This window comes from Marinitoga hydrogenitolerans DSM 16785, assembly GCF_900129175.1.
In the GTDB taxonomy this organism is placed as follows: Bacteria; Thermotogota; Thermotogae; order Petrotogales; family Petrotogaceae; genus Marinitoga; species Marinitoga hydrogenitolerans.
The window spans coordinates 1-12935 of the sequence record NZ_FQUI01000032.1 but is presented as its reverse complement, the minus strand read 5'-3'; the positions used below and the strand labels follow the sequence as shown (position 1 = coordinate 12935).

General features: G+C 25.6%; 16 protein-coding genes, 1 tRNA gene and 2 pseudogenes. 17 read left to right on the top strand and 2 right to left on the bottom strand.

Features of this window, described 5'->3' with window-relative positions; genetic code table 11:
- Nucleotides 1-9: 9 nt before the first annotated feature.
- The 3 genes from fliJ (at nucleotide 10) to BUA62_RS08505 (ending at nucleotide 1511) form a co-directional block, all read left to right on the top strand.
- Nucleotides 10-456 (top strand): flagellar export protein FliJ, encoded by a 447-nt coding sequence (gene fliJ, locus BUA62_RS08515; protein WP_072865422.1) that lies wholly within the window; start codon nucleotides 10-12, stop codon nucleotides 454-456.
- Between the two features lie 68 nt (nucleotides 457-524).
- Nucleotides 525-601 (top strand) — tRNA-Cys (locus tag BUA62_RS08510).
- 160 nt (nucleotides 602-761) lie between these two features.
- On the top strand, nucleotides 762-1511 hold the full coding sequence (locus BUA62_RS08505; RefSeq protein ID WP_072865420.1) for a hypothetical protein: 750 nt from the start codon (nucleotides 762-764) through the stop codon (nucleotides 1509-1511).
- A gap of 22 nt (nucleotides 1512-1533) precedes the next feature.
- On the opposite strand, the gene BUA62_RS08500 is transcribed toward BUA62_RS08505, so the two are convergent.
- Nucleotides 1534-2403, bottom strand: a complete 870-nt coding sequence (locus BUA62_RS08500; RefSeq protein WP_084670761.1) for a glycerophosphodiester phosphodiesterase family protein — start codon at nucleotides 2401-2403, stop codon at nucleotides 1534-1536.
- Nucleotides 2404-2528: 125 nt separating this feature from the next.
- On the opposite strand from BUA62_RS08500, the gene dnaN reads away from it, so the two are divergent.
- From dnaN to BUA62_RS08475, 5 genes are read left to right on the top strand one after another with little or no spacing between them, the layout of a single operon-like run.
- Nucleotides 2529-3746, top strand: coding sequence for a DNA polymerase III subunit beta (dnaN, locus tag BUA62_RS08495; RefSeq protein WP_072865419.1), 1218 nt, complete (start codon nucleotides 2529-2531; stop codon nucleotides 3744-3746).
- Entirely contained in the window at nucleotides 3743-4213 is a 471-nt protein-coding gene (gene ispF, locus BUA62_RS08490; protein ID WP_072865417.1) for a 2-C-methyl-D-erythritol 2,4-cyclodiphosphate synthase, read from the top strand. The genes dnaN and ispF overlap by 4 nt, the downstream gene beginning before the upstream one ends.
- Nucleotides 4203-4886, top strand: a complete 684-nt coding sequence (gene nfi / locus BUA62_RS08485) for an endonuclease V (protein ID WP_072865415.1) — start codon at nucleotides 4203-4205, stop codon at nucleotides 4884-4886. The genes ispF and nfi overlap by 11 nt, the downstream gene beginning before the upstream one ends.
- Before the next feature lie 4 nt (nucleotides 4887-4890).
- On the top strand, nucleotides 4891-5670 hold the full coding sequence (locus tag BUA62_RS08480) for an inositol monophosphatase family protein (protein WP_159429514.1): 780 nt from the start codon (nucleotides 4891-4893) through the stop codon (nucleotides 5668-5670).
- A gap of 4 nt (nucleotides 5671-5674) precedes the next feature.
- The gene (locus tag BUA62_RS08475; protein WP_072865413.1) at nucleotides 5675-5932 is read left to right on the top strand and encodes a hypothetical protein; all 258 of its coding nucleotides are present in this window, start codon (nucleotides 5675-5677) and stop codon (nucleotides 5930-5932) included.
- Between the two features lie 27 nt (nucleotides 5933-5959).
- Here the strand turns inward: BUA62_RS08475 and BUA62_RS08470 are convergent, their stop codons facing one another.
- Complete coding sequence (locus tag BUA62_RS08470) at nucleotides 5960-6694, bottom strand: SagB/ThcOx family dehydrogenase (protein WP_072865411.1); 735 nt, start codon at nucleotides 6692-6694, stop codon at nucleotides 5960-5962.
- Nucleotides 6695-7055: 361 nt separating this feature from the next.
- On the opposite strand from BUA62_RS08470, the pseudogene BUA62_RS11365 reads away from it, so the two are divergent.
- The 9 genes and pseudogenes from BUA62_RS11365 to BUA62_RS11355 form a co-directional block, all read left to right on the top strand.
- Nucleotides 7056-7142 (top strand): annotated as a pseudogene (locus BUA62_RS11365) (AAA family ATPase); the annotation flags it as partial.
- Between the two features lie 667 nt (nucleotides 7143-7809).
- Nucleotides 7810-8112 carry an AAA-like domain-containing protein gene (locus tag BUA62_RS11755; RefSeq protein WP_234970306.1) on the top strand — a complete coding sequence of 101 codons (303 nt, stop codon included), beginning with the start codon at nucleotides 7810-7812 and terminating at the stop codon, nucleotides 8110-8112.
- 77 nt (nucleotides 8113-8189) lie between these two features.
- Nucleotides 8190-9392: an AAA-like domain-containing protein gene (locus BUA62_RS08460; RefSeq protein WP_327037255.1), complete on the top strand. Its 1203-nt coding sequence runs from the start codon at nucleotides 8190-8192 to the stop codon at nucleotides 9390-9392.
- A gap of 303 nt (nucleotides 9393-9695) precedes the next feature.
- Nucleotides 9696-9833, top strand: coding sequence for a hypothetical protein (locus BUA62_RS11535; RefSeq protein ID WP_159429513.1), 138 nt, complete (start codon nucleotides 9696-9698; stop codon nucleotides 9831-9833).
- Nucleotides 9800-10183, top strand: a complete 384-nt coding sequence (locus BUA62_RS08455; RefSeq protein WP_084670759.1) for a DUF262 domain-containing protein — start codon at nucleotides 9800-9802, stop codon at nucleotides 10181-10183. Before BUA62_RS11535 ends, BUA62_RS08455 begins: the two co-directional genes overlap by 34 nt.
- Nucleotides 10144-10368 (top strand): annotated as a pseudogene (locus BUA62_RS11935) (site-specific DNA-methyltransferase); the annotation flags it as partial. The gene BUA62_RS08455 and the pseudogene BUA62_RS11935, both read left to right, overlap by 40 nt.
- 197 nt (nucleotides 10369-10565) lie before the next feature.
- The gene (locus tag BUA62_RS08445; protein WP_072865405.1) at nucleotides 10566-10916 is read left to right on the top strand and encodes a hypothetical protein; all 351 of its coding nucleotides are present in this window, start codon (nucleotides 10566-10568) and stop codon (nucleotides 10914-10916) included.
- 38 nt (nucleotides 10917-10954) lie between these two features.
- Complete coding sequence (locus tag BUA62_RS08440) at nucleotides 10955-12172, top strand: RNA-binding domain-containing protein (RefSeq protein ID WP_072865403.1); 1218 nt, start codon at nucleotides 10955-10957, stop codon at nucleotides 12170-12172.
- A gap of 4 nt (nucleotides 12173-12176) precedes the next feature.
- Nucleotides 12177-12344, top strand: coding sequence for a hypothetical protein (locus tag BUA62_RS11355; RefSeq protein ID WP_234970305.1), 168 nt, complete (start codon nucleotides 12177-12179; stop codon nucleotides 12342-12344).
- Nucleotides 12345-12935 lie beyond the last annotated feature (591 nt).

The following is a 12935-nucleotide window of genomic DNA, read 5'->3' as shown; positions in this document are numbered from 1 at the left end:
GGAGGATAAATGAGATTTCATTTTAATTTAGAAAGATTAAAAAATTTAAGAGAACGTTTAGAAGAAGAAGCAAAAAGAATATTTTTAGAAGCAACTGCTGAAAGAATTAAATCAGAGCAGGATCTTGTTGATATAAATAATAAAATAAAATTAGAAAACGAGAATTTTATTAAACAAATATCTAATAATTTAATAACAATTCAGGAAATTCAACAATGGAGATCATATTTAGAATCATTAGAAAAAGAAAGAATAAGATTAGGTGAAATCTACAGAGAAAAAGTAGCAATAGAAGAAGAAAAAAGACAAAAATATTTAGAAGCACGTAAAGAAAGAATAATTCTAGAAAAATTAAAAGAAAGAAAATTTGAAGAATATAAAATTGAGTATCAAAGGGAAGAAAATAGGAACCTTGATGAAATAGGTATTCAAATGTTTTACAGAAAAAAAGAATGATTTTATACAAATTTTATATTTTCTTCTATAACCCTTAATAATTATTATGGTATAATAATCACGGTTAAGGCAACGTAGCCAAGGGGCCTAAGGCGGCGGTCTGCAAAATCGCTATTCGTGGGTTCAAATCCCACCGTTGCCTCCAAAGAAAAAACTCCCTCATTTGAGGGGGTTTTTTGTTATGATAACCACATATGTTTTTATAATTCTCCAATTCAAATTAAAATATTCAATAAAATTATGGTAAAATAAAAAATGATAAAAACTTTATATTCACAAAAAAACATATGGGGAGGAGATAAAAAATGAAGCGATTTTTAATATTATTAATATTATTACTAACATTATCATTATTTATTTTTGCTGAAAAATTTTATTTAACAGATGGAAGAATTATTACAGGTTCATTAATCGATTATCAAAAAGAAATTTTTACAGTTAAGGTAGGCGAAAATGCAGTAGAAATTCTTAAAAAAGATATAGTAAAAATAGAGATTTCAAAAGAAATATTTAATTACAATTTTGATATGATAAATGATTTTAAAAATTGGAAAATTGGTGGAAGACGTGAAAATGGAAGTATGATTTATGTTGATAAAGTGGATAAACAAAAATGGTTAAGAATTCATAAAGATGGATATACAGAAAATAATATATATATGGATTTTAAATTGCCGTACTCAAATAATACAAATGTATATTTTTCTTCAGATATAATGGGATTTACAGCAAAATTCTTAAAATTATCAAAAGAAAAATATGCAATTGCAGGAATAATTTTTATCATTTTAGATGAAAATAAAAAAGAAATTTCAAGAAAAGCATATGCTTGGGGAACAAATGCATATCCTTTTGAAAAACATGAATGGATAAATAGACTATATGCATCAGTATATAAACCATTTGAAGTTGATTTTAATATTAGTGATATGACGAATAAAAAAGCTAAATATCTAAGAATAGTATTTTGGACTTTTTGTAGTTCCAATGATAAAGAATTATCAGCAGATTTATGGGTAAAAAATGTAAAATTAAAACTCTCATATAAGAAATAACCGGGAAGCTAAAGCTTCTCGGTTATTTCTTAATATAATAATTTACAATGGTTTCAACATTATCAGTTATTATTGCGTCAAAATAACCGTTTAATTTTTCGAGAGTTTCAATATCATTTAAAGTCCAAAAAACAATATGAAGACCAATTTCCATAAATCTTGAAATAAGATTTTTGAAGTTTTCTAATCCCAACATTTCTATACCTTCAACAGGTAAATTAATAGAATAAAAATTTAATTCTTCATGTAAAGGAATGATTTTCTCTATCATCTCTTTTTCTTCGATTAAAAGACCTAAATCAATGTTTTTATCAAGTTTTCTTAAAATTCTTAAAGCTTCAACATTAAAAGAAGAAAATAATACTCTTTCTAAAGCATTAAAACTTTTTACTGTATTATAAGCCATTTCAGTTGCTTTAACATCTTTTATTTCTACATTAACATACGCATATTCCGGTAATTTTATAAAAACTTCTTCTAAAGTAGGGACAGGTTCTCCATCAATTTTAATTTTTTTAATTTCTTTTGAAGTTAAATCATTAATTTTTGTTTTATCACCAGTTATTTTTTCAAAATTATCATCATGATGGATAATCAAAGCGCCATCTTTAGACAATTGAACATCCAATTCAACACCATCAGCGCCATATTCTATTGCTTTCAGATAAGATAAAATAGTATTTTCGGGATATTTTGCTCTATATCCTCTGTGACCAAGTATTACCGGGCGATCATTTGTCATTAAAATTCCTCCTTTTTCCATAATAATATGAGATTTTTTGTAGTTATCAATCTGCCTAAATATTTTATAATAATTTATATTATTTGAATAAAAATATAATATCACCATTATAATAAATGAAATTAAGATTCCTGTTTTGAAAATTTCCATTTCAACCCCCAAAAAATTGATTCTTAATTATATTATACTCTAATTTTGTTAAAAACTTGATTTTTATGCTCTTTTTGTTGTAAAATAGATTATAAGAATAAAAATACAATAGAGGAGGCTAAAAAATGATTTACAAATTACAGATAGAAAGAAGTAAATTAAATTCATTAATGGATATGGCATCTAAAGCTGTAGCGAAAAAAACAACAAACCCTGTACTTTCAGGATATAAGTTTTCTGTAAAAGATAACGATTTGCATATTTACGCAACAGATTTACAAACAGCATTTCATGGAGTAATAAAAAATATTATATTTGAAAAAGTTGAAAAAGTAACAGATGATTTGTTTAATTCCGAAACAGATAACTTAGAAGAAAACAATGAGACTCTATTTGAAGAAACTGTAACTAACGAAATAAAACCTGAATTTGTAGTAGATGCAGCTTATTTTTCAGATATAATAAAAAATTTAAGCTTTGAAAGTGTAGATGTGTATTTAGAAAATAAAAATATTAAAGTAATGGCAGGAAAATCAGAATTTCTTTTACCAACAATGGATCCAGACGATTTCCCAGAAATAGTTCCAAATAAAGTTGAAGAAGGGATAATAACCTTTGAAAGACAAAAATTATTATCAATGATAGAACGTGTAATTTTTTGTGCGTTAAGAGATTCCGAAAATATATCTAGGAATTTAAATGGAATATATTGGGATTTTAGAGAAGGTGGATATTTAACATTGGTAGCAGCTGATGGATATAGATTAGCTCTAGCTGAACTATCTATGGATATTGTAAATACCCCACCATCTTTTCTATTATCATTAAAAAGTATGGAAGAATTATTAAATGTTTTAAGAGGGGCAAAAACAGAAAATGTTGAATTATTTTTTGATGGGGCAAGAGTATTATTCTTCCTTGATAATGATAATATAGAAATAATATTAAATGTTGTAGACGCAACATTCCCAGATTATATAAGAATCATACCACAAGCGTTTAAGACAAAGGTAATAACCTCAACAGATTTATTCTTAAAAGTCTTAAAGAGAGTTTCAATAGCTGCTAAAAATGATCAAGTTAAGATGGAAATAAAAGATAGTATTATGGAATTAACAGCAAAATCTCCTGAAGTGGGATTAGCAGTTGAAGAATTAGAAGTTGAAAAAGAAGGAGAAGACTTGTTAATAGCATATTCACCAAAATACTTAAGAGAGGCAATTGATCATATAGGAACGTCTGAAGTGGAATTTAATATTACAAGTGAAAGTTCCCAAACAATGATAAAACCAGTTGGTGATGATTCATATATGTATATAGTAATGCCAGTGAGGTTAAAATAGTGAGAATAGGTTTTGGATATGATGTTCATCCTTTTGAAAAAAATAAAAAATTATATATAGGTGGAGTTGAAATTCCAGCAGAAAAAGGATTAAAAGGGCATTCTGATGGGGATGTCCTTATTCATTCTATAATAGATGCATTGCTGGGAGCGTTAGGAATGGAAAATATAGGCCAACTCTTTCCAGAAACAGAAGAATATAAAAATATAGATAGTAAAATACTGTTAAAAAAAACAATGGAAAAACTAAAAAATATAAAAATAATAAATATAGACTCAACTGTAATTACTTCTTATGTAAAAATAAACCAATATAAAAATGAAATGAAAAAAATTCTTTCAAATTTAATGAATATAGATGAATCACAAATAAATATAAAAGGTAAATCAGGAAATGGTTTAGGTATTGGAGGTAAAAATGAAGGTATTGAAGCATATGCTGTGGTTTTAATAGAAAATGGAAGTTAATTATATACATTCTTTCAAAAATTTAAATTATAAACAATGTATAGAAATACAAAATAAATTAATAGAAAAAATTGAATTAAAACCATTAAATTATACTCCGGAAATTGTAGCAGGGGTTGATTTATCTTTTTTTCAAGAATATAGCATAGCGATAATAATAGTTATAGATGAAAAATTTAATGAAATCGAATTAGTATATCATTATCAAAAAACAGAATTTCCATATATACCTGGGTTATTAGCTTTCAGAGAATTACCTGTTTTTTTAGAAGCGTGGAAAAAATTAAAGATAAAACCAGATATAGTGTTTTTTGATGGTCAGGGAATAGCCCATCCAAGAAAAATGGGATTAGCCACACATGGTTCATATTTCATTAATCTTCCAACAATTGGTATCGCTAAGTCTAGATTATATGGAACATATGAAGAACCATGTAAAGAAAAAGGATGTTTTTCATATTTATTTGATAAAAATAATGAAAAAATAGGCATTGTTTTAAGAACAAGAAAAGATGTGAAACCTGTTTTTGTTTCTCCAGGGAATTATATAACAATAAATGAAGCAAAGGACATAACATTAAAATACACACTAAAATATAAAATTCCAGAACCCACAAGGTTAGCTCATATATATTCTCAAAAAATAAAAAATGAAAAATTTAAATCGGGGTGATATTATGGATATTTTGCAAGCAATGATAAAAGCTGCAAAGGAAGCAGGGGATATACTCTTAATGAAAAAAAAGAAATTAAAAAATATTCAAACAAAAAAATCTTCATCAGATTTGGTTAGCGAAGCAGATTTGGAATCTCAAAAATTAATAATAAATACAATTATGAATGAATTTCCAGATGCAATAATATTAGCTGAAGAAAATTGGAATGGAGATAAAAGAATCCTTAAGCATGGGAAAAAAGTATTTGTAATTGATCCACTAGATGGAACATTAAATTATGTTCACGGAATGGATTTTTATTCAATATCAATAGCAATGCTTGATGACGGTGATATAAAATATGGAGTGGTTTATTTACCAGAAACTGACAAATTATATTTTTCAGAAAAAGGTAATGGATCATATTTAAATGGATTAAAATTATACAGAAAAGATAATAAAAAATTGTCAGAATCTATGTTTGTTACAGGATGGCCATATGAACCAGAATTATTCAAAAAATCATATGAAGCAATAGAAAAAATACAAAAAAACATACATGAAGTAAGAATATTAGGTAGTGCTGCAGCAGAATTATGCATGCTTGCAGAGGGGAAAATAGATGGTTATTGGGAATATGGATTGAGCCCGTGGGATTTAGCAGCAGGTGTTCTTATTGCAAAAGAAGCAGGAATGGAAATATATAGCATATCACATAAAGAGTTTGATATATCAAAAGGCGAAATATTAGCAACTTTCAAACATAATATAAACAAAGTATATGAAATTTTAAAGGAGTGATTTGGTGGAGAAATATGAATTAGAAGTACTTGAAATAAAAGGAGAAAAAATAGAAACATGGAAATTTAAGATAAATACCGATAATAAAACATCAATTAAATTATTAAAAGAAATTGTGGATTATATAAATGGAACAAATATAAAATTAGTTATTGATCCTATAGATAAAGTTTTTGCTAATATATATTTGTATCCTCAAGATATATTTACACCACCAGATAGAGATTTTTTCATTGAAAGAATAAACAAAATAGTGGAATAAGCATAACCTTATTCCACTATTATTTTATTATATCTTACCTACAGGAGCTAAATAAACAACAAATTCATTATTTCCATCAACTTCAATTAATTTATCCATTAACTCCTGATCATAAGCCGCAACTGCGCATGTTCCACAATTTATAGATTCAACAGTTAAATAAAGATTTTGACAAACATGTCCAGCATCTATAGCAATAGTCTTATGAGCTTCAAATGAGTATTTCCACTCTGTTCTGTAGGGAATAGCTGTCCAAACAAAAACAACAGCACTTTTTCCAATAAAAGTTTGTCCTAAAGTAGCCCTTATAATTTCTTCAGAAAAATTACCATTCTTAATTAATAAAAGCTTATGGATGGTTGGTATATATCTGTATAAACCTTCATCAACACCATCAACATTAAAAATCAACAAATATGTTTCTAAAGGATGTGTTGCACCAGCAGACGGAACAGTTCTAAAAGTTACTTTGTCTTTTATAACATTTTTCACACCTTGAGTATAATATAGTAAATAAGATAATTCTTCTAAAGTTAAAGGTGTATCTGCAAAGTTTCTTCGGCTTTTTCTATTTTCCAAAACAGAATTTAAATCAACATTACCTAAATTAATTTTTTCAATAGGGGTTAAATCAATAAATTCTCCATTTTCGTCAAAAGGTTTAATATATGGCGGAATAAGAATCCCTTTTTTTCTATCAGGAATCTCAACCTCTAAATCTTTCCAATTTGACTTTAAAACATCTCTTCCACATTTCTTCATATTATCACCTCCATATTTTGATTATAACATATTTAAATTGAAGGTGGAATTATTTTTTGTGATTATATTGAAATAAAAACCGTATATAAATATATGTTATAATAAATATAGAAAACATATTAAATGTAAAATCTGCAAGAGCAAGAGAAATTCTTAAGAATTTAACTAAAAAAGGTATTTTAGAAAAAAGAGGAAAAACAAAAGGCAGTTATTATATTTTAAAATCAAGAGATGAAGAATAAATTAAAGAATTATAAGATGGCATATAAAATAACTGTTAATTACGGCTGTTTTTAGAACATAAAATTTATATAAATAATGATAAAGAAAAAGTTATTTTTTTATGTCTGGAGGCGATTAGATGAAAAAATTACCAATAGGAGTACAAGATTATAAAGAAATAATTACAGAAAATTATACATATGTAGATAAAACAATGCTGCTTTACCCCTGAAAATTAGACAAAAAATAAGAAAAACTCATTTTTTCACAGAAACGAAAAAATCAGAAAATCATTCAGCTTGCGCAGCATGATTTAGAAATATCAGAAATCATAGAACTAGGACGACCTTTTTTAGAATGAAACACATTATCGTCATAATTAGAATTTTTATATTTTTTAACCCATCTTTTATCGAAGATAAAAAAGATTTTATATAATTAAAATTTTTACCTATTTCTATTTTGCGAAGCAAAATATGTTAGAGTTAATGAATGAAAGATATTCTTTAACTGCTTACAGCAGTTAAGAGAATTAAATGATTTTATAATAAAGAAATATAAATCTTTTCAGCTTTGCTGAAAAAGCCAAACTTAAATTCTGGTTCATAATTAGTTCGTTTTCTCATTAAAAAACATCCCTTTCTTTTTTTCAATTTTATGATATCCCTTTCTTATTTTTTGTCCAAATCTTGTAAGGGTGAATACGGATGTTAATCAATAATATTCCTTTGAAGAGGTTAAATAATTACGCTGTAATTATTTAATAGTTTTTTAACTTTCAACCCGCCGTAGTCGTGAATATTTTCTTTGAAAATATTGAAAAGTTTTTATTTAAAATATTAAATTTTTAATCCAAAAACCCGCTGTAGGCGTGTAACACCGGAGGTGAAGATATGAGAAGATTCTGCACAAGCGGTCCCGTTGATAAAAAGACATGTTATTACGTAGAAAGACCAGATATAATGGAAGAAGCGCTTGATCATATAGAAAATTGGAGATACTTTACAGTATCAGCTCCAAGACAAAGTGGAAAAACAACTTTGTTAAATGATATTGTTGAAAAAATAAGAGATAAATATTTACCAATATTTATTTCTTTTGAAAGTTATGGTGATAAAACAAAAACATCATTCTTAAAAACACTTGTAAGAGATTTCAAAATAAAGATAAAATCACTTTATTCACATCATTCTTAAAAACAATTGTAAGAGATTTCAAAATAAAGATAAAATCACTTTATTCTGAAAATATTGAAATCGAAGAGCCAGAAGAAATGGATGATATAAGAAGAATTATGATGAAATTAAATGAAACAACAGGAAAAGAAATAGTATTAATGATAGATGAATTTGAAAAATTGAATAATGATGAAATAATGAATCAATTTTTACATGTGATAAGAAATATATATCATGATAGAAAAATATATGGATTAAGAAGTGTAATATTAATAAGCGTAGGATATTTAAGTGGAATATTAGAAGACAACGCTAGTCCGTTTAACATAGCAGAACATTTGGAAGTGCCATACTTTACCAAAGAACAAGTATATGATTTACTTTCACAACACGAAACAGAAACAGGACAAATTTTTGATGAAAAAGTAAAAGAATTAATATGGCATAACGCAGCAGGACAACCAGGACTAACCAATGGTCTTGCATATGATTTAGTAATGAAAAAAGCTAAAGGGGAAAATATTATAACTGAAAAACATTTTGAGAAAACTTTATATGATTATATTAGAAAATACATAGATAAAAATATGGAAAATATTATATCAAAAGCGAAAAAAGAAAAAGAATTAATGATGAAAATTTTATTTGAACCAGAAAGTGTTGAATTTGATATAAGTGATGATAGAATAAAATTCCTATATTTAAATGGGGTAATAGATGACTGTGACGGTAAATGTTGTGTAAAAATACCGTTATATTATAAAAAGTTATACAATCATTTCAAACCAGAAATTAATGGTGAAAGAAATAAAATGCTAAAATTTGAAGAAGATTTAAATAAATATATAGATGAGAATAAAAATTTAAGATTAAATGAATTGTTAAAAAGATATACAGAATACATAAAAAGTAGAGGAGCAGTAATGTTTAAAGGCAGGAATTATTATGAAGGTGTGTATCAATACAATCTTGATCAATTCTTAAGCGCATACATAGAATTACTTGGTGGAAAAGTATATCCAGAAACACAAATAGGTGGAGGAAGAATAGATTTAATGGCAATGTATAACAACAAAGAATATTTAATAGAAATAAAAGCTAATATAATAAAATATGAATACGAAATAGCAAAAAGACAATTAAAAGAATATATAAAAAGAAAAGGGTTAAAAGAGGGATGGTTGATAATTTATTCAAATACAATAAAAGATTTTGAATATATATTAGAAGAAGAAAATGGGATAAAATTACACATTTGGTTTATAAAAACAGATTTTGAAAGTCCATCAAAAATATAATAAGGCAGTATAATAATAAACATAAAAATTCGCCTTGCAAATATTTAAATAATTTTATTAAAATCTAAAGCCATTCCAATTATGGAATGGTTCTTATTTTCTTTTATTTAAGAGAGGTTCATTTCTAATTATTTTTTTATATCAGCTAAAAAATTTTGACTTTTTAAAATAAAATGATATAATTTAAATGTAGTAAATGTTAAAATTTTATGTAAAATAGTATCGGTTAGATATTAAAAAATATAGTCTAAGTTTAAAATTGAAATACAAAAAACACTAATTAAAAAAAGAGGTGTTGAATGTATGAATAATTCTACGATTGTTTTTAATCAAAAAAACTATCAATTATTAAATCTAGTTTCTGATATTGAAAGTGGTATTATTGCTCTCCCGGATATTCAAAGACCATTGTTTGGAACCAAACTAAAGTTAGAGATTTAATTGATTCCTTATATAAAGGTTTACCTGTTGGGACAGTGATTTTATGGGAAGTTGCCAATGAAAATAATTTTCGTTCTATTGGTAATGGAAGAAAAAGACAACCTAAATATCTTGTAATTGATGGTCAGCAAAGACTAACTTCTCTTTATTCTATAATAAAAAGTAAATCAATAATAAATAAAAATTTTAAAAATATAAAAATAAAAATTGCATTTAATCCACTCGAAGAAAAATTTGAGGTGAGTAATGTTGCTCTTGAAAAAGATCCAGAATGGATATCGGATATAAGTGAAATTTTTTCTAATTCTCCGACTTTTTCTCAGGCTCAGCCACAACAGAACACGCAGTAATGGAATTAAATGCTGAAGATGGAGAAAACAGACAATTTATAATGGTTCAATTACCAGAGCAAATTGATCCAGAAAAAAATAAAACAGCCTATGATTTTGTAAAAGATGAACTTGGAATTGAAAAACCGACTATTGCTGAAATAGGAAAAGAAAGAATTAGGAGAGCTGGAAAGAAAATAAAAGAAGACTATTTAGAAAAATATGAAAAAGAACTTGAAAAGAAAAAAAAGGAACTTAAAAAATTAAAAAACAAACTTTTTAGTGATGAAACTCAATCAAAAGTTGAAAAAATTGAGACTAAAATCAAAGAATTAGAAAAAAAATAGAGCACATAAAAAACTTAGATATAGGTTTTAGAGTATATAAAATAGATACTTCAAATATGAAAGAAATATATTATAATCCATCAGAATTAACACAACAGCAATTAACATTATTCGAAACCAATATAAAAGAAGATAGAAATGATGAGGATTTATTAACTCAAGTAATACTTGATCTTGGATTGGAATTGAATTTAAAAATAGAGGAAAAAGAAATAAAGGAAAAGAAAATATTTTTTGTAGAAGATAATTTATTAGCAGCATATTTTGGTGAAAGTATCAATGAAGAAATAATAAATGAAATAATTAAATGTAATCCATTGAGAATTGTATTCAGAGAAATAGCATTTAAAAAAGATGCTAATCGTTTTAATATTGAAGAACAGTTAAAAAAAGATTACCAAATATAAATGATAATGATATCGTTGTTCTATAGATGGTGATAAAAATGATATTGGATGAAATAAGAAAAGGTGAAAACAAAAAACTTGAATTAAAAGAAAAAATTCCATCAAATGAAGCTATTGCTAAAACAGTTGTAGCTTTTAGTAATACGAGTGGGGGTAAATTAATAATTGGAGTTAAGGATAATAAAGAAATAATTGGAATTGAAGAAGATAAAATATTTGAATATGAAGAAAAAATTTCTTCAATTATAAATGATTTATGTTATCCGACAATTTTACCAGAAATTTATGCTCAAAATATTGAAGGAAAAGTTGTTTTGGTTATAGAAATTTTTCGTGGTTCATTACTTCCTTATTATCTTAAGAGTAAAGGGAAATTAAAAGGAACCTATGTAAGAATAGGTTCAACAAATAGGGTTGCAGATGAAGAAATGATAGTCGAACTTCAAAGAAAGAGATTTAATAAAAGTTTTGATGAAGAAATAAATTTTGAAACTGATATTAAAGATATTGATTTAAATATAATTTATGATGAATTTAAAAAGATAGGTAAAAAATGTGATTACGATAAATTAAGAAATTTAAAACTTATAAAAAAAGTAAATGGTAAGGATTTGCCAACAAATGCCCTTTTAATTGCACTTGGTAAATTTGATAATACAATGATAAAATGTGCAAGATTTAAAGGCGTTACAAAAGAAATTTTTATAGATAAAAAAGAGTTTAATAAAAGTTTATTTTATAATCTAGAAAATTCAATTAAATTTTTACAGAATCATCTTAATTTAAATGCAGAAGTTAAAGGATTGCAATTAAAAGAAGATCTTGAAATTCCAATTTTAGCTCTTAGAGAGGTTTTAATAAATGCAGTAATTCATAGAAATTATTTAAGAAATAGTGATATTAAAGTTGCGATTTATGATGACATTGTTGAAATTGTTTCACCTGGAGGATTCCCAAATGGATTAACAATAGAAGAAGTTATGAATGGTAGAAGTGAAATAAGGAATAAAATTTTGGCAAATCTCTTTAGAGAATTAAAGTATGTAGAAACATGGGGTAGTGGTATTGAAAAAATTAAAAAGTTATGTAGAGAAAAGAATATTAAATTTGAAATAAAAGAGAGTGGCAATTTTGTAAGTGTTATTTTTTATAGACCGAAAATTAAAAGAAGCAAAAAAACATTAAGTAGTAGCGAAAAACCAGCGAAAAACCAGCGAAAAAATAGATTTAACAAACCAGGAAGAAATAGTTTATAATTTTGTGATTAAAAATAAGAAAATTAACTTGAAAATTGTAGAAAATATATTAAATGTAAAATCTGCAAGAGCAAGAGAAATTCTTAAGAATTTAACTAAAAAAGGTATTTTAGAAAAAAGAGGAAAAACAAAAGGCAGTTATTATATTTTAAAATTAAGAGATGAAGAATAAATTAAAGAATTATAAGATGGCATGTAAAATAACTGTTAATTACGGCTGTTTTTAGAACATAAAATTTATATAAATAATGATAAAGTTATCATTATTTATATAAATTTTATGTTCTAAAAACAGCCGTAATTAACAGTTATTTTAAGATGGCATGTAAAATAACTGTTAATTACGGCTGTTTTTAGAACATAAAATTTATATAAATAATGATAAAGAAAAAGTTATTTTTTTATGTTTGGAGGCGATTAGATGAAAAAATTACCAATAGTAATACAGAATTACAAATAATGGAGAACATTACGTATATAATCCATTTTCAATATTAAAATTCTTTCAAAAACAAGAATTTCAAAATTACTGGTTTGAAAGTGGATCCCCATCATTCTTATACAATTACATAAAAGGAGAAAAAATAGAATATGAAGACAAAATATATATATTTGAAATCAAACTAGACAAAAGTGCAATTGACGCAATATCTCAAATAAAAGAAAACCGGCTTGACCCCCGAAAATTAGACAAAAAATAAGAAAAACTCATTTTTTCACAGAAACGAAAAAATCAGAAAAATTATAAGAAGAAATAAAATCA

Coding starts and splice junctions, on each gene's coding strand:
- fliJ (WP_072865422.1), top strand. CDS start 10: ATGAGATTTCATTTTAATTTAGAAAGATTAAAAAATTTAAGAGAACGT.
- BUA62_RS08505 (WP_072865420.1), top strand. CDS start 762: ATGAAGCGATTTTTAATATTATTAATATTATTACTAACATTATCATTA.
- BUA62_RS08500 (WP_084670761.1), bottom strand. CDS start 2,403: ATGGAAATTTTCAAAACAGGAATCTTAATTTCATTTATTATAATGGTG.
- dnaN (WP_072865419.1), top strand. CDS start 2,529: ATGATTTACAAATTACAGATAGAAAGAAGTAAATTAAATTCATTAATG.
- nfi (WP_072865415.1), top strand. CDS start 4,203: ATGGAAGTTAATTATATACATTCTTTCAAAAATTTAAATTATAAACAA.
- BUA62_RS08480 (WP_159429514.1), top strand. CDS start 4,891: ATGGATATTTTGCAAGCAATGATAAAAGCTGCAAAGGAAGCAGGGGAT.
- BUA62_RS08470 (WP_072865411.1), bottom strand. CDS start 6,694: ATGAAGAAATGTGGAAGAGATGTTTTAAAGTCAAATTGGAAAGATTTA.
- BUA62_RS11755 (WP_234970306.1), top strand. CDS start 7,810: ATGAGAAGATTCTGCACAAGCGGTCCCGTTGATAAAAAGACATGTTAT.
- BUA62_RS08460 (WP_327037255.1), top strand. CDS start 8,190: ATGGATGATATAAGAAGAATTATGATGAAATTAAATGAAACAACAGGA.
- BUA62_RS11535 (WP_159429513.1), top strand. CDS start 9,696: ATGAATAATTCTACGATTGTTTTTAATCAAAAAAACTATCAATTATTA.
- BUA62_RS08445 (WP_072865405.1), top strand. CDS start 10,566: ATGAAAGAAATATATTATAATCCATCAGAATTAACACAACAGCAATTA.
- BUA62_RS08440 (WP_072865403.1), top strand. CDS start 10,955: ATGATATTGGATGAAATAAGAAAAGGTGAAAACAAAAAACTTGAATTA.